The organism is Mucilaginibacter frigoritolerans (assembly GCF_007830615.1).
Lineage (GTDB): Bacteria > Bacteroidota > Bacteroidia > Sphingobacteriales > Sphingobacteriaceae > Mucilaginibacter > Mucilaginibacter frigoritolerans.
Window position 1 is genome coordinate 183,653 of the sequence record NZ_VLLI01000005.1, and the last position, 23,100, is coordinate 206,752.

The following is a 23,100-nucleotide window of genomic DNA, read 5'->3' on the forward strand; positions in this document are numbered from 1 at the left end:
ATTACTTGGATAATGAATTAGTATACGGAACCCTTGTAGTGATAGACCTCCCTAAGGTGATCTCATCCACGTACTCTAATTCACCACCAAAAGCTATGCCACGAGCAATTGTTGAAATGGTTATATCGAATGATTTTAATCGTTTGTGTAAATAGAATATAGTAGTATCACCTTCCATGGTGGCGCTTAAAGCAAAAATAATTTCTTTTACTTCATCGTTTTTAAGGCGTTCAACCAATGAATCTACCTGTAGATCTGATGGGCCAATGCCATCCATAGGGGAAATTAATCCGCCTAAAACATGATATACGCCATTGTATTGATTGGTATTTTCAATAGCCATAACATCACGGGTATCTTCTACCACACAAATTACACTATGGTCACGTTTAGGTGAAGCGCAGATCTGGCAAATGGTATGATCAGATATATTTAAACAAACCTCACAAAACTGAATCTCGTTACGCAGTTTACTTATAGAAGCACTAAATTTTTCCACATCGCTTTTATCCTGATTAAGCAGGTGCAATACAAGGCGTAAAGCAGTTTTTTGACCAACTCCCGGTAATTTAGCAAATTCGGCTACAGCATCTTCCAGCAACTTTGATGAAAAGTTCATGTTGCGAAGATAGTGAATAGTCCGAAACACAGGAAGTATGGAATGGCTACCATTTTATTAATGGCATTGAAATTATTTTGTTTAATAAAGTACTATACATAACTTGTCGGCAGGAAAACTATTTACTGTTAAACATCTCTCCGGGCTTTACCGATTTTACGGAATCCGGACTAAAATAAAAACATGTCTCCCGGAATATTACTCTCTTTCATAATAGGTTATTTTTTAGTGTTGCTGGTTATATCGTGGTTAACCTCTCGTAAGTCTTCTGATAATGACACTTTTTTTGTAGCCAACCGCAACTCAAAATGGTATTTGGTAGCTTTTGGGATGATTGGTACCGCCTTAAGTGGGGTAACTTTTATCTCTGTTCCCGGAAAAGTTGGTGCTATAACCGGTGATCAGTTTGAATACTTCCAATTCGTTTTAGGGAATGCTGCAGGCTTTATAGTTATTGCAACCGTTTTATTGCCGCTTTATTATCGATTGCAGCTAACATCCATTTACAGTTATATTGAAGGAGCATTGGGAAAATGGAGCTACAAAACTGCTGCCGGAATATTTTCCATTAGCCGCATAATCGGTTCTTCATTCAGGCTGTATCTGGTAGTTATTGTATTACAGAAATTTATTTTTGATAGTTACCATATACCTTTTGCTGTTACCGGGCTCATTTGCTTGGTATTAATATGGTCATATACCTTTAAGGGCGGCTTAAAAACAATTATTATTACGGATAGTCTGCAAACACTGTTTTTAGTTTCATCGGTATTTTTATCTATCTATTTTATATGCCAGAGTTTGCACTACAATATTTTTGAAGCAGCCGATGCCATTAAGAACAGCAGCTATTCAAAAATTTTCTTTTTTAATGATTTCTTGACCAGCAAATTTCATTTTGCAAAGGCCTTTTTTGGCGGTCTGTTTATTACCGTAGCCATGACCGGCCTTGACCAGGATTTGATGCAAAAAAACCTGAGTCTGAAAAATATCCGCGAAGCAAAAAAGAACATGTTCAGCTTTACAGCCGTTTTTGTGGTGATCAATATTTTCTTTTTAAGTGTAGGTGCATTGCTTTACCTGTATGCTACCCGTTACGGCATAAAGGTTGAAAAAACAGACTATTTATATCCTACCATTGCTTTAAAATATCTGGGTGTTGTACCGGCAATGGTGTTTATGCTGGGATTAACAGCGGCTACTTTTGCTACAACAGATTCGGCTTTAACAGCGCTTACTACTTCTTTTTGTGTTGATTTTTTAGGTTTTAATAAAAATAAAGACTTGAACAGTAAAAAAATGGTAAAAATGCGCCATTATGTACACATTGCCTTTTCAGGTTGTATGTTTTTAACCATTATTATATTTAATTCAATTAATGATGGGGCAGTGGTGAGTGCTATATTTAAGGTCGCATCATATACTTACGGGCCATTGCTTGGTTTATACTCTTTTGGGTTATTTATGAGCAACAGACAGGTTAATGATAAGCTTGTGCCGTTTATCTGTTTAATATCACCGGCAATCTGTTATTATTTGAGTACACATTCAGCTCAATTACTGGGGGGATATGTTTTTGATAACGAACTGATAATAGTTAACGGTTTAATTACATTTGGTGGATTGCTGCTTACATCCAAAAAATCTGAAAGACGGGGAGATCAAAGATCTTTAAGGTTTAATGAGGCAGGAATATAGTATTTTTGAAAATTAATTAACATCTACCGGATATTACCGACATCCGGACTAATAAAATAATATGACAGGTGAAGATAAAATAAGACAAGCGTTTGAGAACAAAAACTGGCAGGAAATAAAGGTTACTGATTCATGGCAGATATTTAAGATAATGGCCGAATTTGTGGATGGCTTTGAAAAATTAGCTAAGATAGGGCCATGTGTTTCTATATTTGGTTCAGCACGTACCAAGAATGATAATAAATATTACAAGCTGGCAGAAGATGCGGCCCGTTTATTAACTGAACGGGGATATGGTGTAATTTCTGGTGGCGGCCCGGGTGTTATGGAGGCTGCAAACAAAGGCGCTTATGAAGCCGGGGGTAAATCAGTAGGATTGAATATTGAATTGCCGTTTGAGCAATTTCATAATAAGTATATTGACAGGGATAAGATACTGGAGTTTGATTACTTTTTTATCCGTAAGGTAATGTTCATGAAATACTCGCAAGGATTTATTATCCTGCCGGGAGGTTTTGGAACGATGGATGAATCATTTGAAGCGATTACCCTAATTCAAACAGGGAAAATTGCCCGGTTCCCGATTGTTTTTGTCGGCGTTGATTACTGGAAAGGGCTTTTTAACTGGGTGGAAGAAAAGATGCTTAACGAAGAGCATAATATTCATCCGGATGATTTAAACCTGTACCGCGTGGTTGATACTGCAGAAGAGGCTGCTGAGCACATCTTCAGGTTTTATGATAAGTACGTTCTTAAACCGAACTTTTAATTAATACAACCATTTAAAAAGTATTGAACATCATTTTTAATAAGCAGGTCTATCACTTATAGTGTTTACCTGCTTATTTATTTTTAACCGGATTAAAACTTTTTAGCAAAATGGTTATTTCTCATCAATATGGCAAAAACTAAACAATCTGCAGCACTCGGTTTTATATTTATTACCATTTTTATTGATGTGCTGGGATTAGGGATTATTATTCCCGTTTTGCCAAAATTACTGCAAATACTAGGGCATATTGATGTACGCGGGGCATCCAGATATAACGGTTTGTTAACCTTTGTGTATGCCTCCATGCAGTTGATATTTGCAAGTATTATGGGTAACCTGAGCGACCGATTTGGCCGCAGGCCTATTTTACTTATTTCACTATTTGGATTTGGTATTGATTATATGGTGATGGCTTTTGCACCAACTATTTTATGGTTGTTTGTTGGGCGTACCATAGCAGGTATTTGCGGTGCCAGCACATCCACCGCTACTGCATACATTGCCGATGTAAGTACGGGTGATAAAAGGGCCGCTAATTTTGGATTAGTAGGTGCCGCCTCTGCTGTGGGGCTGATATTTGGGATTGCGCTTGGTGCGTACCTTTCGGCCATTAATTTAAGATTACCCTTTATTGCAGCCGGTGCTTTTGCATTCAGCAATGGGCTTTACGGCTTGTTTGTCTTACCTGAATCACTAACGCCAGAGCATCGCCGGAAGTTTGAATGGAAGCGCGCCAATCCATTTTTAGCCTTGTTAAGAATCTATCAAAAACAACCAGCCCTGGCGAGTTTATTGGGTGCAACCGCGATAGTTTATATCGCCCAAAAGGCGGTGGAATACCTGCTTTCGTTTTTTGTGTATGAAAAATTTAACTGGACTCCAGCCAGCGTTGGTACCCTGGGGATATTTATAGGTTTGGTTTTGGTTGGCATACAAGGAGGACTCATCAGGTATACAGTGCCCAAATTTGGCCAGCAAAAAAATATTATAGCAGGGCTGATCTTTTACGCTATCGGATTAATACTTATAGCATTTGCCAGCCAGGGCTGGATGCTTTATTTGTTTATGATCCCGTATTGTTTGGGAGGATTGTCGGGCCCGGCATTACAAGGCATAGCAAGTAATAAGGTTGCCCAAAACGAACAGGGAGAACTACAGGGGGCCTTTGCTATTTTAAACAGCATAAGCCTGATAATTGGACCTCTTTTGTTTAGCTATGTGTTTTTCTTTTTTACAAAAAAAACATCATCTGTTTATTTTCCAGGTGCGCCGTATCTTCTGGGTGCTATATTGATGCTTGTCAGTACTGTTATTACTGTCCGGAGCTTTAAAAAAGCTTAATCGTTTAAACCACTAACACCGCCGGATATTACAAACTTCATCATATCGGCAGCACTTTTATCAATGTGTTTTACTTTGTCACTTGAAATGATAACCACTTGCCCTGCAAACGAATAGGAGTAAGGGAAATAAACGGCTACTTCGCCGGGTAAATTTAAGGATGACAGGTCTTTTTGAACCAGGAAGCCGATTTTTTTTAGTCCGAATTCATTTACCTCCACCAAAACCGGCTCATTAAACTTTTTCTCTTCGCCTACAAAAGCTTCTGTTAAATCTTTTATGGATGAATACAGGAATTTGAAAAGGGGCAAACGGTTAAGCCAGCGGTTAAACCAGCGCTTAATAGGATCGGTAACTACGTTTGTTATTAAAATCCCCGCAATAAAAATAACCAACAGTACATTTAAAATGCCCAGACCAGGAATATATATGGGTTTCCCCGTTTTTGACCCGGGCCAGAAAATGTCACTCAGGTTAAGGGCATTGTCAATGCTTCTGACTGCCCAAAATATCAAAAAAAAGGCTGCCCCAAGCGGTACGACTACTAATAGTCCTTTTACAAAGTAATTTAATAAGGCCGTGGCTATCTTTTTCATCTGGTATTAAAATTTACTCATAAAAGTACACTCTTTTCACCCTCTGCGAAACATTTGTTAGTATTTCATACGGTATGGTGCCAATTTGGGTTGCAAGTTCCTCAATCCGTAACTGATCATTAAAAACGATTACCTCATCGCCCTCTTTAACATCCGTTCCAGAAACATCCAGCATACACATATCCATGGTGATATTACCTACGGTGGGCGCTTTAACGCCTTTTATCATCATTTTACCAACGCCATTACCAAAGGCACGTAAATATCCATCAGCATAACCTATACGTACAGTTGCAATTTTACCATCTTTTGCCAGCTTGCCGCTGCGGTTGTAGCTTACAGTTTCATTTGCTTTAATCTTTTTTACCTGCGAAACACTGGTTTTTAAGCTGGCTATTGGCTGTAAACCGCCATCAGAAGCTTTTACAGCGGCGTCAACCCCGTATAAGCCTATGCCGAGCCTTACCATGTCATAATGGGCATTTGGCCAGCGTACAATGCCCGATGTGTTGCAAATGTGTTTAATCACTTTATAACCCAAAGTTTTTTCAATTTGCTTAAAAGCTTTTTCAAAGTTTTTGATTTGCTTTAAGGTAAATTCATCGTGCTGGCTGGCGTCACTTGCTACCAGGTGTGAAAATACCGACTGTACGTGCAGGTATGGGTTCTTTTCCAGCAGATCGCATAAGGTCTCAATCTCAAAATTTTCAAAACCCAGGCGGTGCATACCAGTATCTATTTTAAAATGGACAGGATAGTTTAATACATTTTTATCCTGTGCGTATTTAATGTAATCATCAAAAAGGCCGAAGCTGTAAATAACAGGCTCAAGTTTATATTCAATCAGTTTATCAAAGGCCGATAATTCGGGGTTTAACACCATTATGGGCAACGTGATTCCGGTTGACCGTAATGCCACGCCCTCATCTATATAGGCTACTGCCAGGTAATCAACCTTGTTGTATTGAAGCATGTTGGCTACTTCGAAAGTGCCGCTGCCATACGAAAATGCTTTTACCATCGCCATTACCTTAACTCCTGGCTTTAATTTATGGCGATAATAGTTCAGGTTGTTTAATAATGCATTCAGGTTTATTTCTAAAATGGTTTCGTGCGCCTTTTGTACCAATGCACGGCTAACACGTTCAAATTCAAAGCTGCGCGAACCTTTTATCAGGATGGTTTCCTCTTTAAAATTCAGTGCACGCAGGTTTTGCAGCATGGATGCGGTGTCGGGATAGAAATGTTTTTCAGGTACATCGAAATAATCCTTGTGCGCCAGCAAAGCTTCGCCAACACCAACAAACTTGTCGACCTTTTTTATGCTGATCATATCGGCAACCTGTTTATACAAAACATCCGGCTGCAAGCCTGATTGGAAAATATCTGACAGGATCAACGTTTTTTTAGTGTGCTGATTTTGCTGGTTCAAAAAGTTTAAAGCAATTTCTAACGACTGTATATCAGAGTTGTAAGAATCATCAATAACCGAGCAATCATTAATGCCGGTTTTCAGTTCCAGGCGCATGCTTACCGCATTTAGGTGCTCAATCCGCTTGTCGGCTTCTACCGGGATGTAATCCATGGCCAGCATTACCGCCCAACAAACAATGGCGTTTTCAACCGATGCTTCATCCAGAAAGGGGATAAGACATTCTATCTCACGCTCCTTGTATTTCGCACGCAGGTAAAAGTTTTTCGAAATTACTGTCTCACTAAAAACATACAGGTCGGCCTGTTTAAATTTAGTACTCCATGTAAAGCAAGTTTTGGCTTTTATGTGCGTTTTAAAATCTATCAGCTGATCATAATTGTGGATCAGCAAACGGCAATTTTTAAATAGTTGCAGCTTTTCAATTACTTTTTGATTCCGGCTTTCAAAGCCTTCATCATGGGCCGGGCCTATATGGGTTAACACACCTATAGAAGGTTTTATCATCGCTTCCAGCTTATTCATTTCGCTGGTGGTGGAGATACCCGCTTCAAATATGCCCAGGTTATTCTTTTCATTTATCTGCCAAACAGAAAGCGGGACTCCGATTTGTGAGTTATAACTTTTAGGATTGCGAACAATATTTTTATCATTACACAGCAATTGGTACAACCATTCTTTTACAATGGTTTTGCCGTTGCTGCCGGTAATGCCGATAACTTCCAGATTAAAACGGTTACGGTGATAAGTGGCAAGGGTTTGCAAGGCCTGCAGCACATCATCAACAATTAAGAAATTAGCTTCCGGTACTTTAATTTCCGGGCCTTGCTTTACCACAAAGTTGCGTACACCGGCTGCGTAGGCTTCGGCTATAAACTCATGCCCGTTTCTGCGTCCGCTTAGAGCGAAAAATAAGCCTTCAGATGGATTACTGATCCTACGACTATCTGTTAACAAGGTACTGATGGTATATTCATGTCTGATGTTTCCAATGGCACGAATGATCCGTTGAATGTCTGAAATGAGGTATTGATTATTGGGCATGGCACGAAATTGCTTATATTTCTGTAGATAGAAGAATTTTTAACGAATTTTGGTTTGATGGATTATCCAAAAACTAATAAAATTTTTACCGAAGCAGCCGCACAAACCAAAGCCGAGCATTATTGCGCCTACCAGGAACGCTCGCAACAGGAAATGCGCGATAAATTATACGAATGGGGTTTACACAGTTTGGCGGTCGAAAATATTATCAGCAGGCTGATAGGCGATAATTTTTTGAACGAAGAGCGTTTTGCAAAAGCCTATGCCATCGGGAAGTTTAAACAAAAAGGGTGGGGGAAGATGAAGATAAAGCAAGGACTGAAATTGAAAAGGGTACCCGATGTTTTGATCAAAAAAGCCATGCAGTTAATAGACGGCGATGAGTATTTATTGACCCTGCAAAAGATTTTAATCAAAAAAGCAGCTTTGACAAGCGAAAAAGATGCCTACAAACGCAGGTATAAGCTGCATCTGTATGCTTTAAGTCGTGGATATGAAAATGATATCATTTCTGATGTTTTGAAATCCAGTGACTTATAAAATAATTAAAAAAAAGTAAAATTATTCCTTGCAGAATATTCTTTTCTGTCTATATTTGCACTCCGCAAGCGAAAAGGATATAGAAGTGATTGAAAAGCGGAATAAAATGCGAAAGTAGCTCAGTTGGTAGAGCACGACCTTGCCAAGGTCGGGGTCGCGAGTTCGAATCTCGTCTTTCGCTCAAATCCCTTTCTAAAGAAGGGATTTATTGTTAAAAGGTTTAAACACCTGCTCAGATGGTGGAACTGGTAGACACGCAGGACTTAAAATCCTGTTCCCGTAAACGGAGTGCGGGTTCGATTCCCGCTCTGAGTACAAATCCCGATACCGGCGTATCGGGATTTTGTGTTAATATGAATACCTATACCAATGCGAAAGTAGCTCAGTTGGTAGAGCACGACCTTGCCAAGGTCGGGGTCGCGAGTTCGAATCTCGTCTTTCGCTCTGAATCCTTTCCGTATCCGGAAGGGATTTTTTGTTTCTAATGGACGTTGGTCTTGTCCCACGAATACATGACACAGTACGAAACACGCCGGGCCAGGCGAAACAAGCGATATCTGTAAATCAATAAGTTAACCTGCCCGATGGGCTATGTTGGGACAAATGGGCCAAAAAATGTGAAATTTTAGCGAAGAAATGCTCGCCTCCCGGGACAAAATCAGCATTGTGTCGTTTTATGAGGAGATCGCTGTTTCAGGATGGTATATAAAAGCTCGAAAATATTTATCGAAGCATCTTTTTAATACCAGATACAATTATGTTTACTTTAAAAAGCCATCCAGATAACCTAATATTGTGTTCGTCTGCATCATTAGGCTGACATGCCCCTGCGAAGGAACAATGGCCAAATGCGATTTTGGCATCGGTACCAAATCGGCAGATACGCCACCCCCAAGTAATTGATATGTTTTCATCAACTCAATTTTATCCAGGCCATCGTTGTCGCCTGAGATGATCAATACCGGCGAAGTAATTTTCGCAATATTGCTGTCACCCATGTCGAATGGCGTCCCGGCAAAAGCAATCATCTGTTCTAAAAACTTTGTCCATTTTGTTTTGTCCGGTGCTACAGCATCATATGCTGCTTTCATGGGGGTATTCGTTAAAAATTCGGGTTTCAAACCTTTAAGCGCATTAGTTACTACTGGCAACCAACCACTACTTTTATAAGTAGAAGAAATGATCACTAATTTTCTTACCCGTTTAGGGCTTTGTATTGTCAACTGGTAAGCCACGGAGCCACCCATGCTATATCCGGCAACATCAGCACTGTCAACTTTTAAGTAATTCATTACTCCTTCCACATCACTTGCCAGGGTAGCCAAGTCTAATTTTCTGTCTGAAAATGGTGTGTGCCCATGCCCTTGCATTTCAATGGCAATTACTTTTCTTGTTTTTGACAATTCAGGTATTAATTGCCCCCAATTCATCTCAATGGTATAAAAAGCACCATGCAGCAAAACGAGAGGCTTACCCTCGCCATATACTTCATAATAAACTTTAATGCCATTAACAGGTACGTAGCCACTGTCAGCCGGTTTATTCTGTTGCCCTTTAGACTGAAATACTGTAAAAAAAAGCATAGCAATAATTATTAATATTGGTTTGGGGACATTAGATTCCTTAAATACTCTTTTCATAAAACGTTATTTAAATTACTTTTTTACTTTAATTTCATGCTTACGCTACCCGGTTTCCGGCATTTTCGTGTTAATGTTACTATATGTTCAAAGATTCTGATCTTTCTCAGTTTGTTTTCTATAAGTTTAATATTTGTCCAAAGTTAAACTGGTCAGGGAACACGCGTGAGGGGAATACGTGACAATATGAGGGGCATTTGTGACCATTTGGATTTGTCCAAAGCGGGGGGATTTAGCTATATAATTACCCTTCCGGTTTAGCGGTGGTAAAGTTGAAGGCCTGCAAAAAGCATAAGAAAGGCTAAAAGGCCAAATAAGATAAATGCGATTATTGTCACTAGCCAGCGTGGCAACTTAGATACCTCAAATGAACGTTTTTTCATTTTTATGTGGTTAATTATAAATATTAATCTGTTTTGCCTGTCAATTATTTGTTATAACGCATTCTCTGAATTATTATTAGTGAAGCACGAAATATTATAAATCCATTGAGGTTTCATATGGCTATAGGTTTACCATTTGTTCGCATAACCAGATTTCTGGAAAAATTCATGCACCTGATTATTATCACTATAATTCAACTCGATAATTTTGCGGATCGCCAGTTGTTTATCTTTTTCGTTATTATAATAGGACTTGCAAATTTCGTAACCCATAAAATATCCAAGATCCTGAATACCACCAGGTGCGGTTCCTCCATTATAAAGCCAGCCTTTAATTTCTTTGTCATACATTTCACCTTTAAATTTCTCCCAAAGTTCCCGTTCATGCAGTCGCCCATAAGTCATGTAAGGGAACATTAACTGCTTTTTTACAATTAACTCGGCAATAAATTCACAAGCCCCTTCTTCAATACAGTAAGCCATCAGGTTCATGGTGCCCTTATCTTCGGCTTCAAGCCCAATCTGCTGTGTATGGGTGGCCTCATGTGTTACTATATAAACTACGTTAAGGTTATTTTTGAATACATTTTGTAAAAATGGAGATAACTCTGATGCGTCAACAGAGCTGTCTGCTGCGGCCATTTCAGTTCCGATTAAAATCCGGCCGGTTGAAGTTGTACCGCCGGTATTTAAATGAGCTATGGAAAAAAAGATTTCAGGTTGTTTAAAATTAGGATAAAGTAGTTTATAGCTATTCATGTTATCCTGTATGGCTTGCTTGTATAAATCAATTTTCAGTGTTTTCGCTCTTATTGATTGCCAAAATTTTGGATATTTATTTATTGATTCGACATATTTACTGGCGTTAAGCTTGGGTCTTAATTTTATAAAGTCCCGCATTCCGGAAGATGCTTTGTCAATAAAAAAAGTTTGCAAAACCTGCTTCTGTGCTGTTGTATCCTTAAGTTCAATCACCCGATCATAAGCCGCCCAGAAGTTGGTGATATCTGTTGTGTGAATTTTTGACAACTGCTGGCCTTGTGAAAAAGCCCTTCCCGAAAAAATGATTAAAAATTGCAGAAATATAATGGTGGTTCTTTTCATAGTCTCAACCAAATATAAGATGAGATTAAGGTAAAAGGAAATAAAAAACAGCAGATAATAAAGCCTGGAATAGCATGCGAGTTAATGTGTTTTTTATTATTAATAAATTAATTTTCAATGATTTGTATATTGTATTTATAGTTAGCGGATTGATATTTCATGCATATTTACTTATCAATATCTCACACGCGTAATTCGTTATCTTTAAGACTATAAGCCTAAAACTACTTTTCTGCTTATTTTTACCTGAAAAATTGCTTTAAATGGATGTCCTGATCGAAAATATAAAAAGCTACGTGCCGCTGTCATTGGCAGATGAAGAAATTATCAGGAAGCTATTTCATAAAAAAATAATTGAGAAAGATGAACATTTGCTGGAAGCAGGCCAGATTTGCCGCCATGTTACCTTTATTGAACAGGGACTGGTGAGATATTATTTTTTCACTAACGGTGAAGAGCAAACCAATTATTTTAGTAAGGAAGGAGATTGGGTTTGCCATTACCCAAGTTTTATACCCAAAACGCCCACAACTATGTATATACAAGCGGTGGAGCCTACCACAGCATGGACTATCACCTACGACGACTTGCAAATCTTCTATCAGGAGGTTAAATACGGAGAAAGATTTGGCCGTTTAGGTATTGAACATGTCTTCAATAGTATTATTGGGCAGGTTACATCACTCTATACCGACAAACCCGAAGTACGTTATGAAAAATTTATAAAGGCCTATTTTGGTATTGCCCAGCGGATACCCCAATACTATATTGCCTCTTATGTAGGTGTCAAACCTCAGTCACTAAGCCGCATCCGTAAAAGAATTTCTACTCAATTTTGATTTGTTAACCCAGGTGCATCAATACTGATTGCTGCCACGATAATTTTGTTTCAACATTTAAAAACAAATTATCATGACAACTAAAATTTCTTATTCAATTGCATTATTAGTAGGCCTGGGAATGATTTTCCTTGGGGCCCGTTTCTTTTTCTCTCCTGAAGTAGCAACAGCCGGATATGGCATTCACTTTAATGCAGGTGGAGATTATTCCTTTCACCATATAAAAGGTATCAGGGATATATTTTCCGGTATACTTTTGTGCGCCTTTGTTCTGCTGGATGAAAGACGGGCCGTGGGGGTGACCTTGTTAACCGGGTCAATAATTTCCTTTACCGACATGCTTATTGTGCTGAGCAAAAGCTATAATGGCGTTGTCCAGGCAACGCCGCATATCGTGGCAACCATCCTTTTAATTGTTTTCGGAGTTCTTTTATTGGCAACTAAACCTCAAAAAAAGGCGTTATGAAAACCTTCGCTGGCGCACGCGTGCCGCGTGTGTCCATCAACCAACCAGGCTTTATAAGTACGAAATGTTAATCAACCGGTCGCTGGCGCACGCGTGCCGCGTGTGTCCATCAACTAACCAGGCTTTATAAGTACGAAATGTTAATCAACTGGTCACTGGCGCACACGTGCCGCGTGTGTCCTTCAGCCAATCAAGCTTTTATAAGTACAAAATATCAATAAGTCCTTTACCGCCCGAATAGTCAATAGCACCTGAGTATTTCCAATGCCACGGCTCAACAACAAATCCGGAAGCGACCGGGTTATTATGTATGTAATCAGCTTTTTGCTCGGTTACTTCCGGGCTCCAGAGTTCTATCGGATGGCTATCATGCTGCCAAAACTGATAGTTGGTGTTATTACTGCTTTTTGCGGCAGCTCTTTTAAACATCCACAACATCCATTCTTTTCGGGATTCCTGCGTGTTGGTACTTATAGTTTTTATTAATTGTTTTGACGTAAATTCTTTAAACCTTCCTAATATTATTTCAGGATTATTATCCCTGGCACAGTAGATTAAATGGATATGGCTTGGCATAATGCACCAACAATATAATTCCATACCAATGTATTTTGACAATAGGTTAAACTATCAATTATTATTTCATTGTATTCTGGGCGGATAAATACATCTATCCAATTAACTGTTGCAAAGCTTACAAAATACAATCCTTCTTTATTAGCAAATTTATATTTCCTGCTCATGATTAATATTTATTGCAATATAGATGAATTGTATAATAGATATATGTATGCAATAGGTATAAAGGACACACGCGACACGCGTGCGCCAGCAACGGATTTGTTTGGCTTACGCGGTGGTTGTTGAGAATTATCCTGTTGTGTTGTATGTAATAAATACTTACTTTAGGTCTTTCCTAAACCCAAAACACATACACAATGAATCATCCCAATTGGATGGGCGACCTGCTTGCCTCTCGCCCTAATTTCGGTAATCTTAAAATTAATCAGGTAATGCTTCCCGGCACTCATGACTCCGGCACTTTCAGGATCGGCGCTCCTCAGGAGAGCGATCACACGGCGCGCACACAATCATTAAGCTTTGCTCAGCAATTGGAGTTAGGCGTAAGGTATTTTGATCTGCGCGTAAAACTGAAGAATTCGGCATATTATCCTTATCATGGCCCCTGGACCTCTGATAGTGACCTTTGCAGAAAGGGAGACAATCCTGACGACCCCAACAATAAGCTCCAATTTAAACAGATGCGCGATTTTCTGAAACAGCATCCCAAGGAGATCATTATCCTTAAATTCCAGGGTTTCCTGGATTTGACAAGCGATCAGGATTATTACGACCTGGTAGAGCTGCTGAAAAAATACTTTAATTTTCCAGGCTGCAATTTGGTGACGCTGCCGCATGGTACCGCAGCAGAAATCAATAAGCAAACCGTAAACAGTTTGCTTGCTGCCAACAAGCGCGTATTTTTATTTTTTGATAAAACCGATGTGCCCATACAAAAAAAGGTATGGGATTTTGCTTTTCAGTATTTACCAACGTTAAAAAAACTCATGTACGGTCTGTGGGATCCTTATTGGCATGATGAAGGCGCGAATATAGCTGATGACAATATTGACCTGAATATACGCTGGTGGCCCTTTCATCTGCGCAACCTGAGTACTTGGAACTACGACGGCTTTTTTGTGCTGCAATCGCATATGCAGCAACTCCCCGGCAAAGAGAGCGACGCCTACTTCAATATTTCAGAACAGGTAGCTGCCGCAACCTATTACATGGATAAAGACCCTCAGGGGAACTTAATCCGTAACAATGCCCGTAACATTGCGAAATATATTGAATGGTATAATGCCGGTAAAAAGGTAAACATCGTAACATTCGATTTTATCCAGCATGGCGATGTTTGCGATGCAATTGTCAATAACTACCTGAATAAGGTATTTTCTTAAGCAAGTATTGCTAACGCCTAACAATAAAGCCTGATATTTTGTATCAGGCTTTATTGTTGTTGAGCTTCCACTATAGGTACTAAGCGTAAATTTCAAGTGTTTATATTAATGTCCAAATTTTGCGGGTGACAATACCTGCGAAGGCTGTGTATTTTGCATAACGAAGACTAAAGGACACAAGCGACACGCGTGCGCCAGCAATGGGGAGCAACCCCGCTGTGACGTAAGGATATCAGGTGTTAAACAGTTTCCAATTACCCTCGGAAACCACCTCGACTGCGCCGTCTGTCACTTTGATGGCGGTATTGTCGTCAATTGCATATACAGGTACCGGAAGTTTTGCAGCCCATTTTTCTGCATTGGTTCCGCAAGCGTCCGGGTGCTCATTGTTATCAAAGTGGGGGATCAGGGCAAAGTCAACCAGTCCTGCTCCCTGGGCTGTAACAAATTGCCTGCTGATTTCTCCCTGCGGTGTATCGAATACCATGGCCTCTGATGAATGCACGCTATTGATGCCATTCGGCGGGTTACGGTAGGTTTCGCCGAAAAAGGAAGACACCGCCATACTCCCTGCGCTTACCCCAACATACACCAAATCCCTGGGTAGTGATGGAAATAGGTCGGCCAGGCCAGACTGCCGCATCCAGTACGCCAGGTATACGGGGTCGCCGCCCCAAACCAACAGCGCATCGGCTTCTTCAACCGAAGAAACCCAAGCTTTTTTATCAATGCCGGGCAGCGCTGTGAGTTCCAGCACACCAACAGACTTCCAGCCCAATTGGACGAGTGGTGATTTGACGTTTCCGCAGATAGCCTGGTGCGCAAAATAAGCACCACCAGGGAAGGGGTGTATAGCAGTGGGAATGAACAGCGCATTGCACTCCGTTATTGGTTTGCCCAAAAGACTGACCAGTACATTGTGAATGCTGCTGTTATTGATACCTGAAGAAGTGAGAAGGAGTTTCATAATTTGTTTTTGTGTTTTAAGCTGAACGTTTTATGCATTTTAAAGCGGGGATGATTTAGAAATGTTGCTCAAACCGCAGGTTTACGCTCATTGTTTCAAGTACCGAAGCGCAACGGCCCCTGATTTAAAAACCTTCGACTCAACCAATTTTAATTGTAACCGTTCTGGCAGGCTGCCTTCCACCAGGCGCGTCCCCCGGCCAACAATTACCGGATGAACAACGAGGTGATATTCATCGATCACGCCCGCCTGTGCTAATTGTGGGATCATGCTTACCGTACCAAGATAAATGTTTTTGCCAGGCGTCTGCTTCAGTTTCAACAATTCAGCTGCTGGGTCTGTGCTGACAACACGCGTATTGTATTCAGCGTTGGCTAAAGTTCGCGAAAAAACAACTTTGTCTAAGGCGGTGAGCCTTTGACCAAATTCAGTATCTAATTCGTCGTTCCAATTGGCCTCGTCGGCCCAATAGGGAAACATAATCTCATACATTTTACGCCCGTAGGCGATAAGGTCAACGTCCTGATTCATCAGGACGTTAAAATATCCACCAACTTCCTCATCGGGGCCAGGAAGACTCATGTGGCCGACGCAGCCGTCGATACTCATGTTGATGGCTAAGATTACTTTTCTCATGGTTTAATTTAGTTTTAATTTTCACTTGGCGCCTGCACCGTTTACATAACAAAGTTACGGGCGTGAATAAGGATAACAACCCCCAAATGCGACATTTTTAAGGGGTGTTTACGACCTTGAGTTGTATATTTACAATATAAAGCATGTTTCCATCCTGGTGCCTGATAAATGTGTTTAATTAATTTCCGGTATCGGTACATTTAGAATCGAACAATAAAGCCTGGTATGAAAATATCAGGCTTTGTTGGTATGTACTGTCCTGCTCGGTAATGATTTTCAGTCCCGATAATTCCGATAGTCAATAATATGTGCAATAGTTAGGGGGCAAATATCATAATTCCTGACTACATGGACATGATATGCAGGGTTGTATCTGACAGATCCTGCGAGAATATAAAAAACTACAATTGTAGTTGTATAATTACAAAATTAGTTTTATAATTGTATATGAAACGACTAAGCGAAAAAGAAGAAACGCTGATGCAGGCAGTTTGGAAATTAAAAAAAGCCTTTGTTAAGGAGGTGCGCGATGAGCTGCCCGATCCTAAACCCCATATAAATACTGTATCAACTATGATGCGCCGATTGGCAGATAAGGGGTTTTTAAAATTCGAAGATTTTGGCAGTACCTACCGCTATGCGGCGGCGGTATCGAAAATGGAATATACCAGGAAATTTGTAACGCCTCTTTTGGCGGGGCTGTTTGGTAATTCTATGAAAAATGTGGTATCGTTTTTTGCGGAAGAGGACGAAGTATCCTTAGATGAACTAAAGGAGATCATTAAAATGATAGAAGATAAGAGCAAATAAATTTCAGTACTATGGAACCATTAATTATCTACCTGTTAAAGGCCAATGTGGTTATATCCATATTGTTCCTGTTTTATTTATTGGTGCTTAAAAACGATAAATCATTTTGGCAAAATAGGTTTTACCTGCTATTCAGTTTATTGTTATCGCTGTTTTTGCCTTTGTTGCCGGGGATGAATTTTTCGAATTTAGACGGGCTACAACGTAAAATAACGATGGCTAACCCATTAAATAGCCTGTATATAACTTTTGGCAATTCGCAAATGGTTAACACGCATGTTAGTACGGGTGTTAACACGGCTCATGTTGCTATTCAACAAGGCTTTATACTTCCGTCACTCATGCAAACCTTAGTTGGTATTTACTTATTGGTAAGCCTCATTTTGCTGATAAGATTGGCTATAAAATTACTTAAACTCGGCATCCTGATCAAAAAGACCGATAAACATTTAACAGAAGGTATTTACCATTGTGCTTTTGATGGAACTGCTCCGTTTTCCTTTTTCAAGTACATGGTTATCAATAAACAACTTTTTAATGATCGTGAATTGCGGCAAATTATTTCGCATGAAAAGGTACACATACAACAATGGCATAGTATAGATATACTTTTTGCAGAACTGGCGCACACCATATTATGGGTTAACCCGCTAATGGTATACTTAAAACGATGCATCAAGCTTAACCACGAATACATTGCCGACAGTGAAGTAATAAATAGCGGCGTTGATAAAAAAGACTATCAGTTTAGTATCCTGCATAGATCGTTTAAACTCCAGGCCTCCCAATTAACCAATTTATATGGTTCTTCAAAAATTAAAACCCGTATCAAAATGATGAATTTAAAAAAAACGCCAAACGCAAATTTGTATAAGTATGCCTTTGTATTATTATTGGTTGCAGCCAGTTATTTCTTAATAAACCCATCAAGCGCGAGTGCCGCGTTGCAGAAAGACGTGACCGAAAAAGGCGCGACTGACGTTACCGATCCCTTAAAAGCTATTGAAGGTTTATATAAGATGCCTGATAAAAGCGCTTTTATAAAATTAACCGAAGTAAACAATGCCTTAGTGGTTAAACAATTATGGAACGGGGTCGAATTTTCACTAAAACAAAAAAGCGAACTTGAATTTACCATGACGGATGGTGCATCATTTAAGTTTACAAAAGACAAAGATGGAAATGTGACACAAGTACTGGCCTTTGAACACGATACCTGGCTGAGGGCAAACAACAGTGACCTAAAGGAAACAGCACTTAATACACAGCAGCTTAAAGCCTTGGAGGGGATTTACCAAAGTGAGGCGAATAAGGCGGCATACGTACAGGTTATTGCAAAGCAAAAATCAATTATCGCTAAACAACTTTGGGATGGCAAAGAAATAACTATGTCGGCCCAATCGGATGTCTCGTTTCTTGTTAATGTTCCCTACTTAAGAATGGTTAAATTTACAAAAAATGATAAGGGGATCGCTACAATGTTCATGACCTTGAATAAAAAGGAGTGGAACAAAGTTGATAGTTATCACCCCGCCGATCAAATAAAATTGCCTGCACAGGACCTGAAAAAATTTGAGGGCTATTATGAGTTTAGAGACAGAAAAGGGCAATTTTTACAAATTACCGCTACCGGCAATGGCTTAGTTTTGAAGGAATTATGGGACAACAGGCTAGTTGATTTTACAGCCACAGGCCCCCTGGCGTTTTATACAAAAGAGAACCCGGAGTTTACCCTTGAGTTTACTGCTGATAATACCGGCCGCATTACCCAGGTTTTGGCCTGGGGAAAGGATGTTTGGAATAGAAATGATAACTATCACGCCCTCGTCGAAATAAAATTAGCATCACAGGACCTGAAAAAATTTGTGGGCAAGTATGAGTTTAGAGACGAGAAAGGGCGATTTATACAAATTAGTGCTACTGACAGTGGTTTAGTTTTAAAGCAATTATGGGATAACCAGCAAATCGGTTTTTCAGCCGCAAGCCCGTTAGAATTTTTTTCAAAAGAGCATACTAACTTTACCCTTCGGTTTACCAGTGACAATGCCGGCCACATTACCCAGGTTTTGGCCTTTGGACAAGATGTTTGGAATAAAGTGAATTAAAGGTAATGCTACTTACGCAAGCATCAACTATTATTAAACCGATTGAACCATGAAAAAAATAATATTATTCCTGTTAATAATCCCCTTCGCCTGTATGGCGCAGGAAACGCGGCCCGTTGCCGTAGAGTCAATGACGCCGGAGCTTACAAAGGTGGTGGTTGATACTTTGTCGAAAGCATTGATTGCTAACTATGTTTTTACAGATAAAGCACAAGTGATGAGCAAGTATCTTTACGGGCAATTGGCAAAGGGCGTTTACAATAATATCAAGGACCCGCAAGCTTTTGCTGAACAAATCTCGACCGACTTGCAAACAGGCTGCCCCGACCTCCACATGGGTTTCCATTATAATGCCCGGCTGGCGCAATTGGGCCCGCCACCACCAATGAATGGTCCTGACCCACGCCAGGATTCACTTCGAAATGCCGACATGGCGGCACGTAATTTCGCGTTCACGGCTTCAGAAATTTTACCCGGCAATGTAGGCTACGTGAAATTTAACGGCTTTGTGGATGTTACCCCCCCCGCCATACAAACCGTTACAGCGGCCTTTCGCTTCGTACAGCATACCAAAGCATTGATCATCGACCTGCGCGAAAATCATGGCGGCAGCCCGGAGATGGTTAAACAGGTGGCAAGTTATTTCTTCCCGGAAAAAACACGGGTGAATGATATCATTGTCCCCAATAAGCGTGATACCTCCAAGGGCTGGACAGATCCAACAGCCACCGACGGGGTTATCCTCCGGATGCCGGTGTATATATTAACCAGCTCCCAAACGGTTTCTGCAGCCGAAGACTTGGCTTACGCGATGCAGGCGACAAAAAGAGGAACTATAGCAGGTGAAAAAACAGCAGGTGGCTCCCATCCGGTGGGTCCGGTCTTTTTGGGTCATGGCTTTGTAGCGGGCATTCCGTTTGCTCATTCGTATAATATCCATACCGGGACAGAATGGGAAGGTATCGGGGTTGTACCGGACATTGCGCTTAAGGCGGATGCATCGCTGGATGAAATCAGTTTAACCTTATTCCCCAATTCCTGGTATGCAAATCAGCATAAAGCTGTAGACCGGCCGGTAGAACCCTCTACCGTTCAGGCTTATCTTGGCACTTATGAGGGCGGGCTAAAGTTTTATATAAAAGACGGCGCTCTGTATTGTGAAAACCCGGAACGAGGAAACCAGGTTTTTAAATTGCGTTATATCTCACCCGGATTTTTCCAGCTGGACGAAAACGTACAGGTTAAATTCGGTCAACAACAGGGAGCTGCTTCCGGGATGCAGTTTTATTGGAGCAATGGCAACATCTCGTTTAAACAAAAGAACCAATAAAAAGGTATAAAATTTCTTTGTAGAAGAGCACATTGGGTCATCATTATCCTGCTGGTTTTGAGTGCTTCATCTCAGCAGGGCCTCCGGGGCGGCACGCTTGTTTAGTCACTCGAATTGGCAGAGGATTAGGTTTGCAGCTGCCCTACGTATTGATAAGTGTTGATGAGCACGCCCGTGGGTGTGGCTTTTGAGCTAACGAAAGCGAGTTCGCTCGGCTCAACACTGTTTGTAAAGAAGCGTTTGCCCTGGCCCAGCAATACCGGGTATACGAATAGAACAACCTCGTCAACCAATCCCTGTCCGAGCAGCACAGACGTTAGCGTGGAACTTCCCCAGAGGATCAGGTCAGGGCCGTTCGTTGACTTAACGCCGCGGATACCTTCGATGATGTCTGCACCCAGGTCACTAACTGGGCCCCATCCGAGGCTGTCAGACCTGTGGGTCGCAACGTATTTGGTGGCGGCGTTTAACCCGTTCGCCAGCGGACTGTCCCCGGCATTTGGCCAGAAGCCGGCCCATATATCGTAGGTGCGGCGGCCAAGCAGCAGATCAAAGCTTGTGCCTTGTGCCTCAATGACGGCCTCGCACCCAGCCGGACTTCGAAACGGTGCAATCCATCCGCCATGCGGGTAGTCGTCGCCGTCTTCGCCCCGTCCGCCGGGTGCCTGGATCACACCATCCAGCGAGATATGTTCAATAATTCTGAGTTTTCTCATTTTGTTTGCTAATAGTTTATTATTTGTCCAAAGTTAAAACGGACAAGATACATACATGAGGTGCAATCGTGACAATAAGAGGGCGTTTTTGTGACTGTTTGTGTTTGTGTAATTGGAGGAAATAATTAAAAATCAAATGCTGATTTTCTCACTTTGGTCGTCCTGCTCGGTTATGCAGCGTTTACAAGTTGGCCGTGTACTCGTGTTATTTTACTTTAGCACAGCACAATACTTAACCCACTGGTAGCTGCACATAAAAAGTAGTTCCGTTGCCCTTATCGCTGTTAAACCAGATACTGCCCCCATGTGCTTCCACTATCTGTTTGGAAATGGCCAACCCCAGGCCGAAGGGTTGCTCACCAGCTGTTCCCTGCCTTTTGGCCTCGGTGAACATATCAAATATTTTATCCTTCATTTCTAAAGGGATTCCTATACCATGATCTTCTACCTGGATAATAACATGGTTGGCATTTTCTGTCATTTTTACCAATATATTTGCCCCGGTAGGGCTGAATTTAATGGCATTGGCGATCAGGTTGCTCACCACCCGCCACATTTTTTCGCGGTTAACAGACAAGGTAACGGGCGCTGCCTGCAAAGTGATTTGCTGCATCTTTGCTTCGGCTTTGAAACGCATCAGGTCTACACAGTAATACAACATCTGGTACAGATCTATCGGTTCTTTTTTCATGTCCTCGACGTGAGAGTGCACCTGCAAAAGGTCGCTAACCAGTTCAAGCGAGTTTTGCCCCGAGGTTTTAATCAGTTCCAGCATCATTCGGTCATCTTCTGAACGGTCTGGATCATCCAGCATCAGCGTGGCTACCGAGGTAATGCCGCCAATTGGGTTGCGCAGGTCATGGGCGGCAATCTTCATCATCCGGGTATTGTCTGCCTGGCTTTGCTCTAAGTCGCCCAGTGTTTTTTTCATCTGATTGTTCTGTTCACGGCTTTGTTTATTTAAACGATTGGAAATCTGGTACATGCGGTAAATAATCACGATCAGTAGGATGCTTATCATGCAAACGAAAATCAGTAGCCAAATTTTTGTCTTATTACTTTCGTTTTTGGTTTGAAGCAGTGTGTTATCATCCTGTATCGCATTATACTTTATATAATCGCCTATAAATTTTTTCAATTGATCGTTTTCGGCTGTTAATGCTGTTTCTATTTGGCGGTGAACACTAATTATTTTATCCTTATCGCCACTTATTTCGGTATATGCCAAAATGACCTTTAATACCTTTACCTTTAAATAAACATATCCCTTTGCATTGATAAGCTGATAAGCACGGTTATAATAGCTCAGCACGCTGTCCGGCTTGTCTTGATAATAAGCGGCAAACTGGCCAAGTGAATTAATTTCAAAATATTCCATCCCTGCATTTCGTGAGTCGGATAAGGCTCGTTGGATCATAGATAATGCCTCTTTCTTGCGCCCTTCATCAAACAGCTCACTGGCTTGCAACTGCATAATGACTATCAGCATCTGCTGATCCTTATACCGGGTGGCAATTTTCTGCGACTTATTAAGGTAATACCGAATGCTATCGTGCGTAAGGGCAGCATTGACGATACAATAATTGGCATATACCATGCTCATCATGCTATCCTTTTTTAACTTTTGGCCTGTTTTAATAGCGAGGAGGGAAAGGGATTTAGCGCGTACGGTGTCTTGCATACCAAGGTACACGGTGGCCATATTCATCAACACCTGCGTTGTGTTTGCTGTATCAGACTGTAATTTGGAAGCAGACAAAACCTTGCTGAACAATTGCAATGATTCCCGGAACAGTCCTTTTAAAAAAAGTGCTGAAGCGATAACATTGTCGGCTGCTGTTTCGCCTTTGAGATAGTGTAGCCTTACTGCCATCGTTTTGGCTTTCCTGCCGTAATAAAAGCAGCTGTCGGGGTTTTTGAGGTAGTAGAGCATCCCTATCCGATTAAGGCTATTGACCAGGCTGCTGCTATCTTTGATGGAAGAAAGTTTGTGTTGTTCTTGTTGTATCAGTGCGGTTTGGCCTTGCGCCGGGCTGTAGCAAAGGTAAAATAACAGGAACAGTATAAGATAGCGAATTAGTTTTAGTAAATTCATTTG

The 23,100-nt window shown here is 40.9% G+C and carries 21 protein-coding genes and 3 tRNA genes; 13 read left to right on the forward strand and 11 right to left on the reverse strand.

The window, feature by feature from the left end; translation table 11 throughout:
• Position 1: 1 nt before the first annotated feature.
• Positions 2-619: a recombination mediator RecR gene (gene recR, locus JN11_RS09885; RefSeq protein ID WP_144912132.1), complete on the reverse strand. Its 618-nt coding sequence runs from the start codon at positions 617-619 to the stop codon at positions 2-4.
• A gap of 183 nt (positions 620-802) precedes the next feature.
• Between recR and JN11_RS09890 the strand changes: the two genes are divergently transcribed.
• The 3 genes from JN11_RS09890 (at position 803) to JN11_RS09900 (ending at position 4,430) form a co-directional block, all read left to right on the forward strand.
• The gene (locus tag JN11_RS09890) at positions 803-2,317 is read left to right on the forward strand and encodes a sodium:solute symporter (RefSeq protein WP_144912134.1); all 1,515 of its coding nucleotides are present in this window, start codon (positions 803-805) and stop codon (positions 2,315-2,317) included.
• A gap of 61 nt (positions 2,318-2,378) precedes the next feature.
• Entirely contained in the window at positions 2,379-3,086 is a 708-nt protein-coding gene (locus JN11_RS09895; RefSeq protein ID WP_144912136.1) for an LOG family protein, read from the forward strand.
• Between the two features lie 129 nt (positions 3,087-3,215).
• Positions 3,216-4,430, forward strand: coding sequence for a TCR/Tet family MFS transporter (locus JN11_RS09900; RefSeq protein WP_144912138.1), 1,215 nt, complete (start codon positions 3,216-3,218; stop codon positions 4,428-4,430).
• Here the strand turns inward: JN11_RS09900 and JN11_RS09905 are convergent.
• Positions 4,427-5,026 (reverse strand): DUF502 domain-containing protein, encoded by a 600-nt coding sequence (locus tag JN11_RS09905; protein ID WP_144912140.1) that lies wholly within the window; start codon positions 5,024-5,026, stop codon positions 4,427-4,429. The two genes, JN11_RS09900 and JN11_RS09905, sit on opposite strands and share 4 nt — an antisense overlap.
• 13 nt (positions 5,027-5,039) lie before the next feature.
• Positions 5,040-7,502: a bifunctional UDP-N-acetylmuramoyl-tripeptide:D-alanyl-D-alanine ligase/alanine racemase gene (locus JN11_RS09910; RefSeq protein ID WP_144912142.1), complete on the reverse strand. Its 2,463-nt coding sequence runs from the start codon at positions 7,500-7,502 to the stop codon at positions 5,040-5,042.
• Between the two features lie 57 nt (positions 7,503-7,559).
• Between JN11_RS09910 and JN11_RS09915 the strand changes: the two genes are divergently transcribed.
• From JN11_RS09915 to JN11_RS09930, 4 genes are all read left to right on the forward strand, one after another.
• Positions 7,560-8,042 (forward strand): regulatory protein RecX, encoded by a 483-nt coding sequence (locus tag JN11_RS09915; protein WP_144912144.1) that lies wholly within the window; start codon positions 7,560-7,562, stop codon positions 8,040-8,042.
• 108 nt (positions 8,043-8,150) lie between these two features.
• Positions 8,151-8,223, forward strand: a tRNA-Gly gene (locus JN11_RS09920).
• Between the two features lie 49 nt (positions 8,224-8,272).
• Positions 8,273-8,357, forward strand: a tRNA-Leu gene (locus tag JN11_RS09925).
• A 56-nt stretch (positions 8,358-8,413) separates the two neighbouring features.
• Positions 8,414-8,486: transfer RNA gene (locus JN11_RS09930), tRNA-Gly, on the forward strand.
• Positions 8,487-8,803: 317 nt separating this feature from the next.
• Here the strand turns inward: JN11_RS09930 and JN11_RS09935 are convergent.
• Positions 8,804-9,682 carry an alpha/beta fold hydrolase gene (locus JN11_RS09935; RefSeq protein ID WP_144912145.1) on the reverse strand — a complete coding sequence of 293 codons (879 nt, stop codon included), beginning with the start codon at positions 9,680-9,682 and terminating at the stop codon, positions 8,804-8,806.
• 512 nt (positions 9,683-10,194) lie between these two features.
• Complete coding sequence (locus JN11_RS09940) at positions 10,195-11,169, reverse strand: DUF2268 domain-containing putative Zn-dependent protease (RefSeq protein ID WP_144912147.1); 975 nt, start codon at positions 11,167-11,169, stop codon at positions 10,195-10,197.
• A gap of 263 nt (positions 11,170-11,432) precedes the next feature.
• On the opposite strand from JN11_RS09940, the gene JN11_RS09945 reads away from it, so the two are divergent.
• Positions 11,433-12,008 (forward strand): Crp/Fnr family transcriptional regulator, encoded by a 576-nt coding sequence (locus JN11_RS09945; RefSeq protein ID WP_144912149.1) that lies wholly within the window; start codon positions 11,433-11,435, stop codon positions 12,006-12,008.
• A gap of 73 nt (positions 12,009-12,081) precedes the next feature.
• A complete protein-coding gene (locus JN11_RS09950) occupies positions 12,082-12,474 on the forward strand; it encodes a DUF4267 domain-containing protein (protein WP_144912151.1) in 393 nt (130 codons plus the stop codon).
• A gap of 198 nt (positions 12,475-12,672) precedes the next feature.
• On the opposite strand, the gene JN11_RS09955 is transcribed toward JN11_RS09950, so the two are convergent.
• Together JN11_RS09955 and JN11_RS24730 are read right to left on the reverse strand one after the other, a co-directional pair.
• Entirely contained in the window at positions 12,673-13,050 is a 378-nt protein-coding gene (locus JN11_RS09955) for a hypothetical protein (RefSeq protein WP_246138983.1), read from the reverse strand.
• Positions 13,029-13,217, reverse strand: coding sequence for a hypothetical protein (locus JN11_RS24730; RefSeq protein WP_246138984.1), 189 nt, complete (start codon positions 13,215-13,217; stop codon positions 13,029-13,031). The genes JN11_RS09955 and JN11_RS24730 overlap by 22 nt, the downstream gene beginning before the upstream one ends.
• A 195-nt stretch (positions 13,218-13,412) precedes the next feature.
• On the opposite strand from JN11_RS24730, the gene JN11_RS09960 reads away from it, so the two are divergent.
• Positions 13,413-14,438 (forward strand): PI-PLC domain-containing protein, encoded by a 1,026-nt coding sequence (locus tag JN11_RS09960; protein WP_144912153.1) that lies wholly within the window; start codon positions 13,413-13,415, stop codon positions 14,436-14,438.
• 232 nt (positions 14,439-14,670) lie between these two features.
• Here the strand turns inward: JN11_RS09960 and JN11_RS09965 are convergent, their stop codons facing one another.
• Positions 14,671-15,405, reverse strand: a complete 735-nt coding sequence (locus tag JN11_RS09965) for a Type 1 glutamine amidotransferase-like domain-containing protein (protein ID WP_144912155.1) — start codon at positions 15,403-15,405, stop codon at positions 14,671-14,673.
• Between the two features lie 87 nt (positions 15,406-15,492).
• Positions 15,493-16,041, reverse strand: a complete 549-nt coding sequence (locus JN11_RS09970) for a dihydrofolate reductase family protein (protein WP_144912156.1) — start codon at positions 16,039-16,041, stop codon at positions 15,493-15,495.
• A gap of 447 nt (positions 16,042-16,488) precedes the next feature.
• Between JN11_RS09970 and JN11_RS09975 the strand changes: the two genes are divergently transcribed.
• The 3 genes from JN11_RS09975 to JN11_RS09985 are packed head-to-tail and all read left to right on the forward strand — an operon-like array spanning position 16,489 to position 20,286.
• Positions 16,489-16,851, forward strand: coding sequence for a BlaI/MecI/CopY family transcriptional regulator (locus JN11_RS09975; protein ID WP_144912158.1), 363 nt, complete (start codon positions 16,489-16,491; stop codon positions 16,849-16,851).
• Between the two features lie 11 nt (positions 16,852-16,862).
• Complete coding sequence (locus JN11_RS09980) at positions 16,863-18,956, forward strand: M56 family metallopeptidase (protein ID WP_144912159.1); 2,094 nt, start codon at positions 16,863-16,865, stop codon at positions 18,954-18,956.
• Positions 18,957-19,005: 49 nt separating this feature from the next.
• Complete coding sequence (locus JN11_RS09985; protein ID WP_144912161.1) at positions 19,006-20,286, forward strand: S41 family peptidase; 1,281 nt, start codon at positions 19,006-19,008, stop codon at positions 20,284-20,286.
• A gap of 125 nt (positions 20,287-20,411) precedes the next feature.
• On the opposite strand, the gene JN11_RS09990 is transcribed toward JN11_RS09985, so the two are convergent.
• Together JN11_RS09990 and JN11_RS09995 are read right to left on the reverse strand one after the other, a co-directional pair.
• Positions 20,412-21,002, reverse strand: a complete 591-nt coding sequence (locus JN11_RS09990; RefSeq protein ID WP_144912163.1) for a dihydrofolate reductase family protein — start codon at positions 21,000-21,002, stop codon at positions 20,412-20,414.
• 232 nt (positions 21,003-21,234) lie between these two features.
• Complete coding sequence (locus JN11_RS09995) at positions 21,235-23,097, reverse strand: sensor histidine kinase (RefSeq protein WP_144912165.1); 1,863 nt, start codon at positions 23,095-23,097, stop codon at positions 21,235-21,237.
• Positions 23,098-23,100 lie beyond the last annotated feature (3 nt).

Coding starts and splice junctions, on each gene's coding strand:
- JN11_RS09895 (WP_144912136.1), top strand. CDS start 2,379: ATGACAGGTGAAGATAAAATAAGACAAGCGTTTGAGAACAAAAACTGG.
- JN11_RS09975 (WP_144912158.1), top strand. CDS start 16,489: ATGAAACGACTAAGCGAAAAAGAAGAAACGCTGATGCAGGCAGTTTGG.
- JN11_RS09905 (WP_144912140.1), bottom strand. CDS start 5,026: ATGAAAAAGATAGCCACGGCCTTATTAAATTACTTTGTAAAAGGACTA.
- JN11_RS24730 (WP_246138984.1), bottom strand. CDS start 13,217: ATGAGCAGGAAATATAAATTTGCTAATAAAGAAGGATTGTATTTTGTA.
- JN11_RS09990 (WP_144912163.1), bottom strand. CDS start 21,002: ATGAGAAAACTCAGAATTATTGAACATATCTCGCTGGATGGTGTGATC.
- JN11_RS09960 (WP_144912153.1), top strand. CDS start 13,413: ATGAATCATCCCAATTGGATGGGCGACCTGCTTGCCTCTCGCCCTAAT.
- JN11_RS09955 (WP_246138983.1), bottom strand. CDS start 13,050: ATGCCAAGCCATATCCATTTAATCTACTGTGCCAGGGATAATAATCCT.
- JN11_RS09910 (WP_144912142.1), bottom strand. CDS start 7,502: ATGCCCAATAATCAATACCTCATTTCAGACATTCAACGGATCATTCGT.
- recR (WP_144912132.1), bottom strand. CDS start 619: ATGAACTTTTCATCAAAGTTGCTGGAAGATGCTGTAGCCGAATTTGCT.
- JN11_RS09935 (WP_144912145.1), bottom strand. CDS start 9,682: ATGAAAAGAGTATTTAAGGAATCTAATGTCCCCAAACCAATATTAATA.
- JN11_RS09950 (WP_144912151.1), top strand. CDS start 12,082: ATGACAACTAAAATTTCTTATTCAATTGCATTATTAGTAGGCCTGGGA.
- JN11_RS09965 (WP_144912155.1), bottom strand. CDS start 15,405: ATGAAACTCCTTCTCACTTCTTCAGGTATCAATAACAGCAGCATTCAC.
- JN11_RS09900 (WP_144912138.1), top strand. CDS start 3,216: ATGGCAAAAACTAAACAATCTGCAGCACTCGGTTTTATATTTATTACC.
- JN11_RS09980 (WP_144912159.1), top strand. CDS start 16,863: ATGGAACCATTAATTATCTACCTGTTAAAGGCCAATGTGGTTATATCC.
- JN11_RS09890 (WP_144912134.1), top strand. CDS start 803: ATGTCTCCCGGAATATTACTCTCTTTCATAATAGGTTATTTTTTAGTG.
- JN11_RS09940 (WP_144912147.1), bottom strand. CDS start 11,169: ATGAAAAGAACCACCATTATATTTCTGCAATTTTTAATCATTTTTTCG.
- JN11_RS09995 (WP_144912165.1), bottom strand. CDS start 23,097: ATGAATTTACTAAAACTAATTCGCTATCTTATACTGTTCCTGTTATTT.
- JN11_RS09985 (WP_144912161.1), top strand. CDS start 19,006: ATGAAAAAAATAATATTATTCCTGTTAATAATCCCCTTCGCCTGTATG.
- JN11_RS09915 (WP_144912144.1), top strand. CDS start 7,560: ATGGATTATCCAAAAACTAATAAAATTTTTACCGAAGCAGCCGCACAA.
- JN11_RS09945 (WP_144912149.1), top strand. CDS start 11,433: ATGGATGTCCTGATCGAAAATATAAAAAGCTACGTGCCGCTGTCATTG.
- JN11_RS09970 (WP_144912156.1), bottom strand. CDS start 16,041: ATGAGAAAAGTAATCTTAGCCATCAACATGAGTATCGACGGCTGCGTC.